This window comes from Bacillus sp. FSL K6-1284 (genome assembly GCF_038002625.1).
In the GTDB taxonomy this organism is placed as follows: Bacteria; Bacillota; Bacilli; order Bacillales; family Bacillaceae; genus Bacillus; species Bacillus paralicheniformis.
Genome location: NZ_JBBOCW010000002.1, coordinates 18,525 through 33,157, shown reverse-complemented (window position 1 = coordinate 33,157; position 14,633 = coordinate 18,525). Strand labels below are relative to the sequence as shown.

Below are 14,633 nucleotides of genomic sequence, written 5' to 3'. Positions count from 1 at the left end.
TAAACGAATGACAAACGAAGAACGAGGCGTTTTGGATTTACGCGAGCACAAATTCGCGCAAGTAGCGAGCAGCGTATTGGTCGACGTCAAGATTCTCGACAAGAGTGCGCAAAAGCTCGTTTATACGATGTTGTCGATGCACGCGGACAATCACAGCAAGCAGTCGTTTCCTTCGATCAAAACGTTGGCAGCCGAATGTTTCTGTTCGGAGAATACGGCCCGGGAGGCTTTGCGGAAGTTGAAGGAAGTCGGCTTGATCGATATTCGTGAAAGAAGGAGCAGGGAGAGCGGACAATTATCGAACCTGTACGTGTTGCTTCCGATACCGAAAGCATTCGAAAATGAAGCCGGGGGTTCATGAGGTGAACCCGTCCCTTGCTCAAACGACAGACGAACTATACTCATTTACTATACGCATTATCTATACTCAATTAAATAATAGCGCTCATATACATTCGCGCGGATATTCTTAATAAAAGATATATCGCGATTAGTAACATCTGCAAGAGTGAGCGAAAGCGAACGATTGCTAGGTCTTAATAATAAACGGAAGGGATTGCGGAAGTATGAATGATAAGACGATTCTCAAGGGTATGATCGAAAGTTACCAAAACGAATTTATGTGTGGATACGACGGACCTGATAAGGATGAGCTGCGTATTATTTTCTTAGAACTAATCGTACACGCTACGCAATATATTAACGACTTTAGGTACTGTAGTAACCCGAAGTGCCCGTGTAGTCCGGAGTTTGGCATCGGAAAGCTCATGCGCAATCACGGACATAAAGTAACCTCTGTACTATTCGGCGGTGCATTCGGACTAAGCGAAGTTCCGATGCGGCCTATCCGCGATTTCCTCAATCAATTTAATAACGAAGGAGCTGACGAAGTTGACGGAATCACAAACGAATGACCTGAAGTCGACAATCGAATTTTTACTCGACAATATGGAACTAGTCGCCCGCCAAGTCGAACTAAACGCGGTCCTGATGCGAAAAGGAAAGGACGCCCTTATCCGCGCAGGATTCACCGAAGACCAGGCGTTTGAAATTATCAAAGCGAGAGGAGCGATGCTGTAATGCCGATTGAAATTCCGATTTCCCCCGACTACAAACTCACGTCAGACGAACGCAATATCATCGTCAATGAACGCTATTTCACGGATCCAACAAAAGCGCCGAACTGGCCGAAGCGGCTCGCCGAAAATCCCGACCTTGATCCGTCACCAATCGCACGCTGGCGAGAGGTCGCGTACTTCTCATCGGTTGATCGCGCAATCATGTACGTAATGGATCGGCGGATTAAATTATCGGACGCCAAGACGCTGGAAGACCTCGCACGAATTATACGGGAATTTCGCGGGGAATTAGCGTCTTTGCTGACGGTCGAGGGTAATCGTAAGGGCTGACGTTAGAATTGGCGAAAATACACGGAATGGAGGCGTTAGAATGACGGATGAAATCGCAGATATACGTTATGAGATCGACAGATTGACGAAGGAAAACGAAATGTTAATCGGGGAACTTGCGGCAATTCGCGATATGCTACCGAGAGATTATGGTTTCGAAGAAGGGGAGCTCGAATACGCGGTAGCTTATCCGGAGGGCGTAAGAAACCTCGTAAAGCAAGTGGTTGATCGAATGCAGGCTTCCGACAAATTCAACGAATACTTATACGAAGAATGCGACGAACACAACGTTAAACTTATCAAAATGCTCGTGGATTGTCTGCCTGCTTTGGACGAAAGTGCTACAGATTATACGGAGTTATCAAAAGAGATCCGGGAACTATACGATTCATTATCAGTATAAGGAGGCGTTAAAAATGATCGTTCCAAAATTCGATAGAGATCGCATTATCCAGGACGCAAAGGCACTCGGAATTGAGGTGCGGGAAGTTGCGCCGGGAGAGGGTGGCGTATTTATCCAGGAGGAAGACGGATCAGAGCGGGAGGTGATGACGTTCGATCTGTTTCCGGAAGCTAAAGAAATCGCAGACCTACGTTGTGCCGTTGCCGGATTGATTGCGGAAAACGAGCGGCTGAAGCAAACGATCGAGGAAGCGGAAGAACTAACGGCCGACCTCTACGTCCGGTCAGAGCGTCAGCCATCAAAGCCGGGCGTGATTCCGATGAAACTTCCGGAGAATCTTTCGGATGACCAGCGGCATATCATCACCGCATTGCATGGACTGCTAATGCGCGAATTAAAGGAGGACGAATGATGAACGTTATGATTACGATGTCTGACGACGAGATCGAGAAAATTCTACGGGATCATTTTGCGCAGAAAGGATTTAACGTTAAGGGATCGCAGATATATTCGGACGGCAGCAGCATTGTTCGCTTCGATATTCAACTGTATGCGTACGATATTCTTGCGAAGGGGGACGAATAGATGAGCGAAATTAACAAGCCGGTAATTACGAAGGAGCAGGCGGATTCGACAGAGGCGTTTTTAGAGGTGGGGACAAAAGAAGAACTGCTTACTGCTAAAGTGCACTGTTGTCATTTTGGAGATGAATATTCCGGAATTAATACTATCGACATCATGACGCTCGCGGCCGCATTAATCAACGGATATGAAGTTGAAAAAACGCCGGAGGAGAAGGTGCGGGAGTACTACGAATCTCACGGAGGTTCACCTAGCGCAGAGGAACGGAAAGCGGCCATTCGCGAAACGTTATACAAACTAGGAATCAAAATCGAAGGGGTGAATGCGTAATGACAAAAGACGAACTCGAAGCGATCCGTCAGCGTGTGGGAGCGGCAACGGAGAGCTATTGGGCCGCAGATGATAGTGAGTGGCCGGGAAACGAAAATCTTCGGTATTGGGTAAACACATATTGGGACGGCGTTGCGGCGGCAGTAACGAAAGAAGACGCTGAGTTCATCGCACACGCCCGCCAAGATATTCCGGATTTACTCGATCACATTGCGGCGTTGCAAGGAAAAATCGATCTCTACGAAGCCTATGCGCAAGAAAACAATTATTATGCGATTCTTAACGAAATGGGTGACGAAGATGCCGACGACAGATAAACCGATATCCAAATGGAATACGCGCGACTTCCAGGCGTACTTAAAAGCGGAGCATGAGCGACTGTACGGCGTCCCTTACGTTCCGATGCCTACTCGCGAACCTTGGAAGGCGGAAGCGGGAATGCTCGGGCGCTGGGTCGGAACGAAACGAAAGCCGGGCGAATACGGGCCGGAAGTAACGAAGCGATTCATCGATCTGTGCTTTGCGGAATATAGGCCGACGGAAGAATGGCCGGGCGTCAGCTTCGGATTTATGCAGAAGTGGATGGGACGGAATTTACAGCGGGCAGTTGCGGAAATTAGGGCCGAAGAAGCGGCGCAACAAAGACGGGAGCAGCAGGCGGAAATCGGCGACGACTTTTATTAAACGGAGGGATTGCGGTATGGCTAAGACGAAAAAGTATGTGCGTAATACCCACTCTAAAAAAGTGTATGAGATACTGCATGATATTCCAGAAAGCAGTTGCTTTCTTGTCAGTGATGGTAATTATATTTTTCTGTATCCTAAAGAATTTACAGAACCAATTGACGACAGTCGGACAGAGGTGGGCGAATGAGCATCGGACAGCTAACGTTTGGCACGCCGGAATACGTAGAGGCTGCGAAATTGGCCGAAAGACAAGGTCATACGGATGAGTTAATCGATAAGATCGAAGCTTTGACGGAAGAGCTTCATTCTAGCGACTATTACATCGGTTCTTATGAGCAACGAAGAAGAGTCACTTTAATAACGCATTTGCTTGCGGAATTGGTCTAACGAAGGGAGTGAACGCCATTGACTAACGAAAGAAATTGCGTCCTGGCTAACGGATGCAAAGCAGCCGGAACGTCCGCCTGTACCCGCCAATGCCCGCACTTCATCGCAATGCACGGCGCATCGGGCAACGGCGGCCGAACTGCGGCGGCAGGCTTACCGCGAGAATATCGACTGACAACGCTCGCCAATTCTCCGGCCAGAGCGGATCAGCCTGCGGTATATAAATCGGTTGAAAACTACGTCAAGACGTTCGATCGCCAATTTGAGCAAACGGAAGGCTATATCGAACCAGCTGATCGGATCAAGTCGTTGTATCTCTACAGCGCGAATTCCGGCACCGGAAAGACAACGACAGCGGCGGCAATCCTTAACGAATGGCTGCGTGTCTATTACAGCGGATCGTTGCGGCGTGGCCTTGAACCGTCACAGCGTCCGGCCTATTTCCTCGATGTGAACGAATGGCAAACGGAATTCAACCTCGCAACCATGACGAACGACGAGGGCGGCCTAGCGGAATTCCAACGTAAGATGACGCTTGCGATGTCGGCTCCTTTTGCGGTACTGGATGACGTCGGAGTGCGGGATTGTACGCCAGCTTTCCGCGGATATCTTCACGCAATAGTTAACGCAAGGGTGACGAATCAACTTCCGACAGTCTATACGAGCAATATCGCTCTCGGACGACTTTCGGATGTGTTCGGGGAGAAAAGGCTTGCGGACCGGATCGGGGATTTGTGTTGGGTGAGTGAATTCGTAGGCGAATCGAAAAGGGGGCTGCGGAGATGAAAACGGACATCACTTTCGGAGACCTGGTCGCAGTAGACGGGTACCCTGACCGTATCTTCTTCGTTGATTCGCGCCGAGACGTTAAGGAAACGGATGATGCCGGCGTCTCTACCTACGTTGAGTTCGATTTGACAGACGCAATTCACGGCGAATGGATTCTCGCAGATGCAAACGATATCCGCCTAGTCTGCCGCAGTCAGTTTGTTGACGAATATCTTGACGGAGTTGATTACGAAAACTACCCGGAGCCGGAGGGAACGGCGATTCATTGGGCGGAATTTCTTCCGGAATTGCCTACCGAAGAAGTCGTAACTAAGCTTAGCGAAGGAATTAAAAAGGCGTGGGATGACATGGCGAAAAAGAAGACGGAAAAGATCGATGGGCTGCTCGACGAATTAAACGATTACAAACGTTTAGAAGCGATGTATGGTGACGAGGAATACAAGGCGAAGCAGGACGAAGTAAAGGCGAAATTGAAGCGGGAGGTTGAGCGATAATGTATCGGCTACTCTATCCGTTAAAGTGGACGTTTGCTGCGCTAGATTGGGCGTTTTATTACACCGGAGTTGCTGCGGACTACGTTTCGAGCGTGTTCGGTGAGGTGTCCGACTACTTCCGCATTCGAATCGAAATCGCAGAGCAGGCGAAAAGAGGCGTCCGAGTCATTTACGTTAAGAGAGTGAGGAGGGATCGCGGATGAACTACGGTGTCTTAATGTTATCGAAGGTGATCGAACAGAACGATCCGAACGCGTTGTTGCGCTTTAATATTACCGCCGAGGATCTGCCAACGGAAGGCGAACGCAAGGCACTCCGATACATCACGGAATATGCGGAGAAACACGGAGGGCAGGCGCCGACGGCCGAGATGGTGGCGAACGAGGTGTCGGACTTCCAGCCGGATTTTAATATCGAGGCCAATTACGATTACCTTGCGGAGAAATTGCGGAAACAGGCAGCGTTGCGAGAGTTCGTTGATATTGCGGAAAAGGAGCTTCCGGAACGGTTTAGCCAAGCGCAAGATAATCCGGAAGAATTATTTTCATGGTTGACGGAAAAAGTCGAAAGTCTTAAAATAAGAACAAACGTTCGTAGTTCTATCGGTCGGACGTTGAGTGAAATTAAAGAATCGTTTAGAGACGAGTATAGAAAGCGTGAAGAAGGCAAGTCATTCCGGATTTATAAGACGCCTTTTCCTACTCTTGATAATGAGATATCGGGGTGGTTTACAGGTGATATTTATGGAATCATGGGTGAGTCAGGGCGCGGTAAAACATACCTAGTCTGTCGAATTCTCGATTCATTACTGCGCCAAGGTGCAAACTGTCTCGTTAAATCATTCGAAGTTAAGGAATACACGTTTATTTCCCGTCTTATTTCAATTGCAACAGCTGTCGACGAGGTATTGATAGACGAGATCGGCCGGAAGGTAGGTATACCAAACAAAGCTATTTTATCGGGAAAACTGGATGATGTTGTTCGGGAAAAGTTCTTCGAAGTCTTAGAGTTACTCGATTCGTACTACCCCGGAACACTTTATTTCCAAGGGAAAAGCGGAAGAGAGTTGACACGGTCATTAGCGGATCTTGAGCGGGAGCTGAGTACAGGAAAAATTGACGCCGTTTTTCTTGATCCATTCTATGGACTTTCAGATGTTTACGGAAAGAACGTAAATAAAACAGCAGGGGGCGCAGCCGAGTACGCGGCAACACGTTTCGAAAATATAGTGGGTGATTATGACGTAGTTGGATTTTACACCGTTCAGGCGACCGTAGATAAAAAAGAGGTTAGCGAAGACGGCGTGAGGGAGCTACGAATTCCTACTCGCGAAAAGGTAAAAACCACCTCTCGCCTGTTAGATATCGCGACGAATTTGATCGGATTTGATTCGGTATCTAAAGAGGGAATAGCCGGAATTGGAATCGAGAAAGGCCGGAATGGTGGCGAAGATTTCATGCTCGAGCTCGTTGCGCTATTCGACTACGGTGTTTTGCGAGAATTTCCGAAAGGCGAATCTGCCGCAGAGCAGTTCGAGTTTTAGGGGGTGTCTTCTTGAAAAAGATACCTCTTAGTAATAATAAGGTCGCTATAGTTGATTATAGTGATTATGAGTTGGTGAATCAGTACAAATGGCATTATAACCAAAATGGATACGCTGTTAGGAACCAACGGGTCGGAGTAAATAAGTACACAGCTGTTTATATGCATCGGTTCATTTGTGGCCTTGTACCTGGGGATGGGAAGATCGTGGATCATAAAAATGGAAACGGTCTAGATAACCGAAGAGAGAATTTAAGGGTGTGTACTAAGACTCAAAACCAACAAAATCAGAAGCCAAGACACACTAGAGTAAGCAAATACAAAGGTGTCGGGTTCTATAAAAGAGACCAAAAATGGAGAGCTAGGATTGTTGTTGATAAAACAGATATAGAACTCGGGAAGTTTGATACTGAAATTGAAGCGGCGAAAGCATACAATGAGGCAGCAAAAAAGTATCACGGAGAGTTTGCCTGGATAAATAAAATTGAAATGGATGATGTTGGATAACATTGTCAACATTTACCGCAGAAAATTCTGAATACTTTCGACAAAATACGATGGAATTTTTCGAAATCAGGGCGTAATATATAGAACAATCCGGCCTAATTAGGACGAAAGGAGTGATACGAAAGTGCCGATTTTAACGTTAAATGGCCGCCAGGTCGACGTCGACATACGATACGAACTCGAACAATTCGAATGGACGCGGCCGACCTGGACGGACGAGCGCCTTCTGGCCGCAAGTCCTTTCCGATATGACCGGACGCCAAGCTTTTACGTTTACCTTGACAATACGACATCCGCAAAGGCCGGCTATTGGGGAGATAGCGGCTATTATGACGCAGAGTATGCACGTGGCGGTTTCGTTAAGCTACTCGCCTTCTTGCGCGAAGAAACCGAAGAAGAGACGGTCGAATACCTCATCGATGCGTATGCGCCGGAATCAGATGACGGAAAACTTACGCTCAGGCTGCCGAAGCTGAAGATCGCAAAGAATCGCGAACCTTTGAGCGAATCGATTCTCGGCGGCGTAGTTGCGGGACCTAACGATTATTTAAACAAGCGCGGGATCATGCCGGCTGTCCAGCGTCTAATGGGCGTAGGAATGGCTGGCGGTGCGGTTGCGCTACCCTGGCGGCTTCCAAACGGACGGCTCGCTAACGTAAAGTATCGGTCAACCCGGGGTAAGGCGTTCTGGTACGTCAAAGGTGGCTGGCCGATACGGGACCTTGTTTACGGAATGAATGTCGTGTATGACCGGCGGCTGACGCGCGTTGTCTTATGCGAGGCGGAGATCGATGCGCAGTCGTGGATGACGGCGGGCGTGCCGGCGATCGGTACCGGAGGATCTTCGTTCAACCAACGGAAGGCGGACATTATCGTCCAGTCTCCGATCGAACACGTAACCATCGTGACGGATAACGATAAGGCCGGCGGGAAGTTGCGGGCGGAGGTCGAGAGTTATTTATACGGAAAAGTCGGACTGGCACACGGATATATTACGGAAGGAAAGGATGCGAATGAATTTTTGCTTGCGAAGGGGAGAGCGGAGTTGAAGGCGGTGTATGAGCGCGCGGAGGACGTAAAGCAACATATAAAATTGTACGTATAAACACGTACGTCCGGTCGGCGGAGGATGACTTACTCCTCCGTTTTTGTGTCGGATACCCATTCCCATTCATACAAGTCAATCGGATCCACTTTAAGAAATTCCGCGATATTACGTGCTCGTTCAATACTTGGTATGTGGCGTCGTGAATTTATATAATGGTTTAATGTTTGCTTTGATATTCCGACCGCATCTGCTACTTGGACAAGTTTATATCCACGAATATCACACCACTCGGGTATCCGGCATCTGCCGACCTTATACGTAATAAACACCTCCATTCTTCAAGGTGTCCAATTTATTGTATAGTATTGTCTTTTCAATTTCCATAAATATAGAGAAATAATTATTGACATATTGATAATTTAATAATTATAATTGGGATAAGAACTTTCATCTTAGAATTTCTTCATTATTTTTCGAGAGATAGAGGGGGTCTTTACACAATGACAGACGCAAAGACTTTTTTGTTCAATAAGATAGAAGACAGAGACGACTTAACCGATGAAAAGTTACTAGGTGTATTAGATGTTTGTTCCAGGCAGCTTACATACTTGAGGAATGGACAGAGAAATCTTACCTTTCACCATATGTTAAAACTTTGCATGCTGATTGAGCCTGCGGAATATAAAAGGTTAATGCGGGAATTATGTCCGTCCCTTTCTACAGATAACTGCATCAAGAATTCGTTTGAATATGCAGCGGTCACAAGGGATCTTGATCTACTTGAACAGCTGTTAGACATTCATGCGAAGGAAAAAGGTACTGTGGGTGAGTATGTTCGGTTTTATTCATTTTTATTTAAATATATGAAAGGCGAGATAAAGTTTTACATGCTGAAAGAAAGCCTTTCTGAATTCCAAAAATCAAGTGCCCATACCCTCAGAATACTTGTAGACATTTACGATTGTTTGGCTGATCTAATAGAAGGAGACTGCCTCAATGTTCTCGAAAAATCAAAAAACATCGGTGATAACATAAGATCCCTGAACGAAAGAAATTATTCTCTCATGAAAGAATTTTATGCGTACCGACTGTCCGAGATTTTAGCTCACTCACACCTACAACTAAACAATCTAGAATCGGCGAGAAAATACGCAAACATTCTCGTACACGCAAATATTAATAAGAGAATAGAGTCTGATTCTTATTATGTCCTTGGAATGTCCCACCTGCTAAGTGATCCAGATAAATGTCTGATGTATCTGAGTAAAAGCTATTCAATCGCGAGAGAACTTGGAGATATTTATGAGTCGCTTGCGTTCTTCAATTTAAACTTCGCAAAATTGCTTCTTAATAACAAGATCGAAGAAGGAGCTCATCCCTCGCTTACCTCCCTTCAAAAAATAATTAATGGGGAGAGCACGTATAACGATGAGTATGATAGTCTGGTAAGCATTAAAGATCCGCAATTCATTGATTATGCAGAAAGTTATCGGAGCAAAGAAGATAAAGTAAATAAATTTCTCGATTTTGTGTCCAACTCTAAGTTTTTCTACGCAGTTATTATTGTAAGGGATATTATAAAAGCGGGAGAGGATTCCGAGTTCGTAATGTCTCTTATAAACCTGAAAAATAATCGAGAAGAAAAAGGAGATGTTTTGTTTGAAGAAGATTTTATTAGGAGTTTTAGGGTTGGCAGTGATTATCAGCATCGGATTATTTGGCGTTGAGGTAGCATCTAATTCGACAGTGGAAACAGCAGCAAATCAGTTAGGAGGTTAATAAAGGACAAGGCGCGATCTGAAAAGGTCGTGTCTTTTTTATAGGTATATTTTGAACAAGCAGGAATTTTATAGTGTTTGTTCCTTTTTGAAAAATTCAGTATTTTATATGCTACTATTCTTATAAAGAAACAAAAATAAAAAAATTATACATGTGAGTGTCCATTCTCTAATCTGGATACGCAGTTATAAGTGAGAGGTGATTTAGTTGAAAATAAACAAAAACTTAATATCGGTCATTGAGAAGTATCAAGACACAAAAGATCCCGGATTATTCAATCAGGTTTTTGAGCACTTTCAATATCTGATCAAGGGGGTTGCTTTGAAATACACCAAGAATTGTCGACTTCTTTACGATGACATGGTCAGTGTTCTGAATGAGAGACTATGGTTTTGTATCGATAATTTCGATTCAACAAGAACTGACGACGTAGAAAACCATCTGAAGGTTCAGTTATTTAGATGTGCCATAGATTTCACAAGAGGAAAACAGATGACTTATGTTAATAGAAGAATTCCAGTCGACACAACTGCGGAGGAGAATGCGGCAACATTTGAATCCGACGAGCATTTCAATCTTGAAGAGTACGTGATTTCACGTACTTCTGGAGAAATAAAAACGGACCATGATAAGCGGCAACTTATCAGGGCCCTCACAGAAAATACCGACTCAATAACGACGGCAATCGTTAATGAGCATCTTGCAAGCGAACGACCTACTTACGCATCGATTGGAAGTAAAGTAGGCGTCCATTACAAAAAAGTCGAACGTGTAATCAAAGGCTTAGCGAAAAATTACGACGCATCGAAATACGGCGAACTTAACGCTTTTCTATCTGTATAACACGTTTCAAACGTAACTAGCCCGGAAGGCATCGCTACATCCTCATCATATACAATCTGTTGTCAAAAGACAAGCGAACAGTATACGAACACACCTTCCTGTCTAGTACGTTTTACCCAAAATATATGGAGGCGAACGTACTATGAATATCCCCAAAATTAACGAATCCAATACGTATCCTGAGCTAGATCCGCGCAAACTAACCGAAATTTTATACCAAGGCGCATGGCCTGTCGACGAAGATCCTGCGGACTACTACCGACCACAATCGATAAAGGCGGTGCGCGTCGGATGAAACAATACGAAGTCACAAAACACGCTAAGGAGCGCGCGGTCGAACGTCTCAATGTTACGCCAACAGTGGCGGAAAATCATCTCGTTCAGTTAATGCAAACGGCAGTCTACGTCGGAAGTACATCGAATAAAAGAGGTGGAACGGTTTCCGTATACGATCATCATAAGAATAGAGTTCGATTAATCGTTGACGATAACCGCATCGTAACCGTTTATCCAATGGCGGAACCACTTAACGATCTTCCTGCCGAAATGAAGACGGCACTACGGCGCAAAGCAAACGCAATGATCCGCCGCATTAAACGAGAAGTCCGCGCTCTTAACGTTCAGCTTGCGGAAAAGAACCTCGAAATTGCGCAGCTCGAATTGAATCGCGCAAAGGCACGTTCGAACAAAGTCATCGCAAGCATCGACGCAAAGATTTCCGTTTTGAAATCAGAATATAGCGAGCTTGCGGCCAAACGCTCGGAATTAACCGAGAAGGAAAAAGGAGTCGCCGCCTATGTCTAACGCATGGATATTCGAAATATTTGCGGTGATTGCAGCGCTTGTCATTGGCGGACTTATTTACGAAGTTAATCGCGAAGAAGGCGAATAAGGGCGGTGGATATGCGGCCCGGCGCTCGGAGAATGTCGGGGTGGCCGTTAAGTAACAGAGTCGCGTCGCTACTGCTTTGCGCTGGCGGCGTTTCGGACGCAGATACCGGCATTTTGCGAGGGCGAAAAGCCTCAAAATTAAAACGTAGGGGGAAATCGAATGAGTCAATTTCAAAAAGGCGCGGCGGCGCTATCAGCATTACAGGCCGGCGGAGGTGATGGCGGCAATTTAAACACGGCCGATTTCGCTAAGTTTAGTGTAGGCTCTTCGTATAAGGTCCGTGTATTAGGTACGCAGGACTTGATGCAGTATTTCGGATACGGCGTCTTCAAAAAAATAAGTACGTTTGTTGCAAAGAATCCATCTACCCGGAACGAAAAGGGTTTTGTAGTTAGCGACCATACACCGTGGGACTTGGCCGAAAAGTATCATCGCGATCTCCAATTCGCAGCGAAAGAAGCTGGCAACGAAAAAGAGGAGAAAGCGCAAAGCAAAGAGGCTGGTAAATATCGTGGTAAGGAACGTTTCGCAATGGGCTTCGTTGATCTGGCTACGGGTAAGGAAATCGTAGTTGATTTAACGCGCAACCAAGCGCTGGACGTATACGAAACAATTACGAAATACGAAAAGAAGCTTGGCAAGCTTGCATTTGAGTTAACGAAAACGAACACAACAGGAGAGGCGAAAGACACCAAAGTCACACTGTCACCCCTTATCGATTTCGAAGAAGATCTCACCGAACAGGAACGCGCAAACTTCGCTAAATTCGACGGTAAGGAATTCAACGCAAAACTGTTCGACGGCCTTCTATTCGAAGCTGACGAGAAGACGCAAATCGAAAACCTGGTCGCAGCTGGATTCGATATTAGTCTTATCGGTCTGTCGCTAGGTGCCGGTTCGGATAACGAAAAATCTAACGAAGGTGTAGACGAAGAAACGTTGCCGTTTTAATAAAACGAAGGAGGACGATTGAATGGCGCATCTCAAGGAAACTATCGGCAAGTATTCCGAACTGATCGCCCGTGCGGCTTTATTAGCTAGCGGGTGGCAGGCGGTATCAAAATCGGAGACAGAAGAATCCTTCGATATCAGCGCAAGAGATCCGGGCACTGGCGAGTGGAAAACGTTCCAGGTTAAGACGATCCGGGACCGTAGAGAAGATCGCGGTTTCTTAACGGTAAACGGGCGCAAAGGAGACGGCCAGCCTTATACGCCTGAAGACGTCGACTTCTTCATCGGTGTGCTGATCGGTGAGGGGGAATTCCCTCGCGTCTGGATGATCGATAATCGCGGCATTACGGACTATTGGGGGCCGTCAGAACGGGAAGGCAAGCGTTGGGTCGAAATGGATCTGAATTTCATGCGGGAAGATTTTGCGGAAAATAACGAAGCGGAGGCGGTATGATGGCGAAATTAGAAGGCGTTAAAACTCTCGATATGGTGAACGGTGAAATTACGAAGGTTGCGTATGGTGGAGCGGAGTATGAGCGTGTGGAAGGCGACGCTCAGGAGGGTGATCTGGTGCTAATTACGGACGGCAGTTGGTGTGATGCTACAAAAGGGGAGTTTTATTTATCCGTAGGAATTAGCGCTAAAGATCCGAGGATTGTCGATGATATTGATGAGGTTGACAGTAACTATGACGAAAGCTATGCGCTATTCCGCAAAGTCTCCTCATCTCAACCGTCATTAGAAGATCGCGTCAGCACGAACGAAAAGGATATCGCGGCATTAAAATCCGACGTTGCTGCGCTAAAAGGCGAAGCCAAGACGGAATACGTACGGATTGCCAAGAGCGAGGCGAAAGCGGGCGATTTCGTTAAGTTTGACGAAGCTCCGAACAGCTATCTAACCGCAGGGAAGTATTACGAAATCTGTCGTGTAGATGATTACGGAGATCCGCATATTGTAGCCGATGATGGTGACCGTTTTGATATGTACTATGCCGACGATTTCGAAGTCTACCGCAAAGTCAGCGCCGCAAGCGTAGAGGCCGAGCCGAAGCCTGAGCGCCTGAAGGTCGGTGATTATGCGAAGGTGGTGAACGCAACTCAGAGTTGTATGTCCGGTTTTAGTAATGGAGAGATCGTGGAGATCATTGAAAATCCTTACGGTGAAGATGATTGTGACTTTCGCGTTAAGTCTATCGCAGGGAATAGGTACGGGTACACGAAGAAGACATCGGACTATATAATCAGTGCCGCTGACGAAGAAGTTGCCGAAGCAAAAGACGCAGCAGCTCGCGCGAAGTTTAAGAATGGCGATAAAGTCCGGTTGAAATCTGGCGGCGGGGAGACTCCCTTGTACGGCTTTGAAAACGGAAAGGTATATACCGTAGTAGACAACGATTACCCACAAAGTAGAACCGAAAAGAAAATTCAAATTGAATGCGATTGGTACCACGGATACGCAACGCCTGATCAACTCGAAATCCTAACGGAAGAAGATGCCGCTGAAATCGAAAAATGGGCCGCAATCGGACGGAAGGTTGGCGAGTATAGGGTCGGGGATATTGTTCAGTATTTATATGATGGGGAAATTTGCGAGGTTGTGGCTGTCACCGAGGACGGTTGCGTAAAAGTCGCTACTCAGGACCACGGAAATTGCACAGAAAATCAGTCAAGCATCGAACTAATCGCGCCAGTCGAAGCGCGTTTCGATCAAAAGGACGACGAGTAAGTGGGCGCAAAACCTGCCGCAATCTGCGCCGTATGTAACCGGATTTTAAACGAAGGGCGATCCGCAACATACGATTCGCTCTTCAACCGGTACTTTTGCGACGACGCTTGCTGGTCGGATTGGTATGCGGATAACGAGGCGGAATACAGATGGAAATGGACGGAGGAGGTCGATTTATGAGGACGTTTAGTTATTTCGTCGGAGTGATCAGCGGGGCCCTATGCGCTTTTTCGTTGTTGCAAAGCGAATATGGGAACGCGAT

Annotated in this window: 25 protein-coding genes; 24 read left to right on the top strand and 1 reads right to left on the bottom strand. The window is 46.4% G+C overall.

Annotated features, from left to right (window positions below):
• The first annotated feature begins 7 nt into the window (after nucleotides 1–7).
• The 17 genes from MHB72_RS22560 to MHB72_RS22480 all read left to right on the top strand — a co-directional run bounded on the left by MHB72_RS22560 (nucleotide 8) and on the right by MHB72_RS22480 (nucleotide 8,235).
• Nucleotides 8–361 carry a helix-turn-helix domain-containing protein gene (locus tag MHB72_RS22560; RefSeq protein WP_340904355.1) on the top strand — a complete coding sequence of 118 codons (354 nt, stop codon included), beginning with the start codon at nucleotides 8–10 and terminating at the stop codon, nucleotides 359–361.
• 530 nt (nucleotides 362–891) lie between these two features.
• Nucleotides 892–1,080 (top strand): hypothetical protein, encoded by a 189-nt coding sequence (locus MHB72_RS22555; protein WP_340904353.1) that lies wholly within the window; start codon nucleotides 892–894, stop codon nucleotides 1,078–1,080.
• On the top strand, nucleotides 1,080–1,409 hold the full coding sequence (locus tag MHB72_RS22550) for a hypothetical protein (RefSeq protein WP_340904352.1): 330 nt from the start codon (nucleotides 1,080–1,082) through the stop codon (nucleotides 1,407–1,409). Before MHB72_RS22555 ends, MHB72_RS22550 begins: the two co-directional genes overlap by 1 nt.
• A 40-nt stretch (nucleotides 1,410–1,449) precedes the next feature.
• Complete coding sequence (locus MHB72_RS22545) at nucleotides 1,450–1,812, top strand: hypothetical protein (RefSeq protein ID WP_340904349.1); 363 nt, start codon at nucleotides 1,450–1,452, stop codon at nucleotides 1,810–1,812.
• A gap of 13 nt (nucleotides 1,813–1,825) precedes the next feature.
• The gene (locus tag MHB72_RS22540) at nucleotides 1,826–2,224 is read left to right on the top strand and encodes a hypothetical protein (RefSeq protein ID WP_340904346.1); all 399 of its coding nucleotides are present in this window, start codon (nucleotides 1,826–1,828) and stop codon (nucleotides 2,222–2,224) included.
• Nucleotides 2,224–2,397 carry a hypothetical protein gene (locus MHB72_RS22535; RefSeq protein WP_340904344.1) on the top strand — a complete coding sequence of 58 codons (174 nt, stop codon included), beginning with the start codon at nucleotides 2,224–2,226 and terminating at the stop codon, nucleotides 2,395–2,397. Before MHB72_RS22540 ends, MHB72_RS22535 begins: the two co-directional genes overlap by 1 nt.
• Nucleotides 2,398–2,724, top strand: coding sequence for a hypothetical protein (locus MHB72_RS22530; RefSeq protein WP_340904343.1), 327 nt, complete (start codon nucleotides 2,398–2,400; stop codon nucleotides 2,722–2,724).
• Nucleotides 2,724–3,041 carry a hypothetical protein gene (locus tag MHB72_RS22525; protein ID WP_340904341.1) on the top strand — a complete coding sequence of 106 codons (318 nt, stop codon included), beginning with the start codon at nucleotides 2,724–2,726 and terminating at the stop codon, nucleotides 3,039–3,041. Before MHB72_RS22530 ends, MHB72_RS22525 begins: the two co-directional genes overlap by 1 nt.
• Complete coding sequence (locus MHB72_RS22520) at nucleotides 3,025–3,408, top strand: hypothetical protein (protein WP_340904338.1); 384 nt, start codon at nucleotides 3,025–3,027, stop codon at nucleotides 3,406–3,408. The genes MHB72_RS22525 and MHB72_RS22520 overlap by 17 nt, the downstream gene beginning before the upstream one ends.
• 16 nt (nucleotides 3,409–3,424) lie before the next feature.
• Nucleotides 3,425–3,598 carry a hypothetical protein gene (locus MHB72_RS22515; protein ID WP_340904337.1) on the top strand — a complete coding sequence of 58 codons (174 nt, stop codon included), beginning with the start codon at nucleotides 3,425–3,427 and terminating at the stop codon, nucleotides 3,596–3,598.
• Entirely contained in the window at nucleotides 3,595–3,798 is a 204-nt protein-coding gene (locus tag MHB72_RS22510) for a hypothetical protein (RefSeq protein WP_268327428.1), read from the top strand. Before MHB72_RS22515 ends, MHB72_RS22510 begins: the two co-directional genes overlap by 4 nt.
• A gap of 18 nt (nucleotides 3,799–3,816) precedes the next feature.
• The gene (locus MHB72_RS22505) at nucleotides 3,817–4,584 is read left to right on the top strand and encodes an ATP-binding protein (RefSeq protein ID WP_340904330.1); all 768 of its coding nucleotides are present in this window, start codon (nucleotides 3,817–3,819) and stop codon (nucleotides 4,582–4,584) included.
• Nucleotides 4,581–5,081 (top strand): hypothetical protein, encoded by a 501-nt coding sequence (locus MHB72_RS22500; RefSeq protein ID WP_340904326.1) that lies wholly within the window; start codon nucleotides 4,581–4,583, stop codon nucleotides 5,079–5,081. Before MHB72_RS22505 ends, MHB72_RS22500 begins: the two co-directional genes overlap by 4 nt.
• Nucleotides 5,081–5,284 (top strand): hypothetical protein, encoded by a 204-nt coding sequence (locus tag MHB72_RS22495; RefSeq protein ID WP_340904323.1) that lies wholly within the window; start codon nucleotides 5,081–5,083, stop codon nucleotides 5,282–5,284. The genes MHB72_RS22500 and MHB72_RS22495 overlap by 1 nt, the downstream gene beginning before the upstream one ends.
• The gene (locus MHB72_RS22490; RefSeq protein WP_340904320.1) at nucleotides 5,281–6,624 is read left to right on the top strand and encodes a DNA helicase; all 1,344 of its coding nucleotides are present in this window, start codon (nucleotides 5,281–5,283) and stop codon (nucleotides 6,622–6,624) included. The genes MHB72_RS22495 and MHB72_RS22490 overlap by 4 nt, the downstream gene beginning before the upstream one ends.
• 11 nt (nucleotides 6,625–6,635) lie before the next feature.
• A complete protein-coding gene (locus MHB72_RS22485) occupies nucleotides 6,636–7,130 on the top strand; it encodes an HNH endonuclease (protein ID WP_340904318.1) in 495 nt (164 codons plus the stop codon).
• 124 nt (nucleotides 7,131–7,254) lie between these two features.
• Nucleotides 7,255–8,235, top strand: coding sequence for a toprim domain-containing protein (locus MHB72_RS22480; RefSeq protein ID WP_340904315.1), 981 nt, complete (start codon nucleotides 7,255–7,257; stop codon nucleotides 8,233–8,235).
• A 29-nt stretch (nucleotides 8,236–8,264) separates the two neighbouring features.
• On the opposite strand, the gene MHB72_RS22960 is transcribed toward MHB72_RS22480, so the two are convergent.
• Nucleotides 8,265–8,513: a helix-turn-helix domain-containing protein gene (locus MHB72_RS22960; RefSeq protein ID WP_165426398.1), complete on the bottom strand. Its 249-nt coding sequence runs from the start codon at nucleotides 8,511–8,513 to the stop codon at nucleotides 8,265–8,267.
• Nucleotides 8,514–8,678: 165 nt separating this feature from the next.
• On the opposite strand from MHB72_RS22960, the gene MHB72_RS22475 reads away from it, so the two are divergent.
• The 7 genes from MHB72_RS22475 (at nucleotide 8,679) to MHB72_RS22445 (ending at nucleotide 14,551) form a co-directional block, all read left to right on the top strand.
• Nucleotides 8,679–9,905 (top strand): AimR family lysis-lysogeny pheromone receptor, encoded by a 1,227-nt coding sequence (locus MHB72_RS22475; protein ID WP_340904313.1) that lies wholly within the window; start codon nucleotides 8,679–8,681, stop codon nucleotides 9,903–9,905.
• Between the two features lie 259 nt (nucleotides 9,906–10,164).
• A complete protein-coding gene (locus tag MHB72_RS22470) occupies nucleotides 10,165–10,800 on the top strand; it encodes a sigma factor (RefSeq protein ID WP_165426400.1) in 636 nt (211 codons plus the stop codon).
• Between the two features lie 291 nt (nucleotides 10,801–11,091).
• Nucleotides 11,092–11,604 carry a hypothetical protein gene (locus MHB72_RS22465; protein WP_340904307.1) on the top strand — a complete coding sequence of 171 codons (513 nt, stop codon included), beginning with the start codon at nucleotides 11,092–11,094 and terminating at the stop codon, nucleotides 11,602–11,604.
• Nucleotides 11,605–11,851: 247 nt separating this feature from the next.
• Nucleotides 11,852–12,643, top strand: a complete 792-nt coding sequence (locus MHB72_RS22460) for a hypothetical protein (protein ID WP_340904306.1) — start codon at nucleotides 11,852–11,854, stop codon at nucleotides 12,641–12,643.
• A 22-nt stretch (nucleotides 12,644–12,665) separates the two neighbouring features.
• Entirely contained in the window at nucleotides 12,666–13,097 is a 432-nt protein-coding gene (locus MHB72_RS22455; protein WP_326171861.1) for a hypothetical protein, read from the top strand.
• Entirely contained in the window at nucleotides 13,097–14,371 is a 1,275-nt protein-coding gene (locus MHB72_RS22450; protein WP_340904300.1) for a hypothetical protein, read from the top strand. Before MHB72_RS22455 ends, MHB72_RS22450 begins: the two co-directional genes overlap by 1 nt.
• Entirely contained in the window at nucleotides 14,372–14,551 is a 180-nt protein-coding gene (locus tag MHB72_RS22445) for a hypothetical protein (RefSeq protein ID WP_340904299.1), read from the top strand.
• Nucleotides 14,552–14,633 lie beyond the last annotated feature (82 nt).

Coding starts and splice junctions, on each gene's coding strand:
- MHB72_RS22560 (WP_340904355.1), top strand. CDS start 8: ATGACAAACGAAGAACGAGGCGTTTTGGATTTACGCGAGCACAAATTC.
- MHB72_RS22550 (WP_340904352.1), top strand. CDS start 1,080: ATGCCGATTGAAATTCCGATTTCCCCCGACTACAAACTCACGTCAGAC.
- MHB72_RS22545 (WP_340904349.1), top strand. CDS start 1,450: ATGACGGATGAAATCGCAGATATACGTTATGAGATCGACAGATTGACG.
- MHB72_RS22540 (WP_340904346.1), top strand. CDS start 1,826: ATGATCGTTCCAAAATTCGATAGAGATCGCATTATCCAGGACGCAAAG.
- MHB72_RS22535 (WP_340904344.1), top strand. CDS start 2,224: ATGAACGTTATGATTACGATGTCTGACGACGAGATCGAGAAAATTCTA.
- MHB72_RS22530 (WP_340904343.1), top strand. CDS start 2,398: ATGAGCGAAATTAACAAGCCGGTAATTACGAAGGAGCAGGCGGATTCG.
- MHB72_RS22525 (WP_340904341.1), top strand. CDS start 2,724: ATGACAAAAGACGAACTCGAAGCGATCCGTCAGCGTGTGGGAGCGGCA.
- MHB72_RS22520 (WP_340904338.1), top strand. CDS start 3,025: ATGCCGACGACAGATAAACCGATATCCAAATGGAATACGCGCGACTTC.
- MHB72_RS22515 (WP_340904337.1), top strand. CDS start 3,425: ATGGCTAAGACGAAAAAGTATGTGCGTAATACCCACTCTAAAAAAGTG.
- MHB72_RS22510 (WP_268327428.1), top strand. CDS start 3,595: ATGAGCATCGGACAGCTAACGTTTGGCACGCCGGAATACGTAGAGGCT.
- MHB72_RS22500 (WP_340904326.1), top strand. CDS start 4,581: ATGAAAACGGACATCACTTTCGGAGACCTGGTCGCAGTAGACGGGTAC.
- MHB72_RS22495 (WP_340904323.1), top strand. CDS start 5,081: ATGTATCGGCTACTCTATCCGTTAAAGTGGACGTTTGCTGCGCTAGAT.
- MHB72_RS22490 (WP_340904320.1), top strand. CDS start 5,281: ATGAACTACGGTGTCTTAATGTTATCGAAGGTGATCGAACAGAACGAT.
- MHB72_RS22960 (WP_165426398.1), bottom strand. CDS start 8,513: ATGGAGGTGTTTATTACGTATAAGGTCGGCAGATGCCGGATACCCGAG.
- MHB72_RS22475 (WP_340904313.1), top strand. CDS start 8,679: ATGACAGACGCAAAGACTTTTTTGTTCAATAAGATAGAAGACAGAGAC.
- MHB72_RS22465 (WP_340904307.1), top strand. CDS start 11,092: ATGAAACAATACGAAGTCACAAAACACGCTAAGGAGCGCGCGGTCGAA.
- MHB72_RS22460 (WP_340904306.1), top strand. CDS start 11,852: ATGAGTCAATTTCAAAAAGGCGCGGCGGCGCTATCAGCATTACAGGCC.
- MHB72_RS22455 (WP_326171861.1), top strand. CDS start 12,666: ATGGCGCATCTCAAGGAAACTATCGGCAAGTATTCCGAACTGATCGCC.
- MHB72_RS22450 (WP_340904300.1), top strand. CDS start 13,097: ATGGCGAAATTAGAAGGCGTTAAAACTCTCGATATGGTGAACGGTGAA.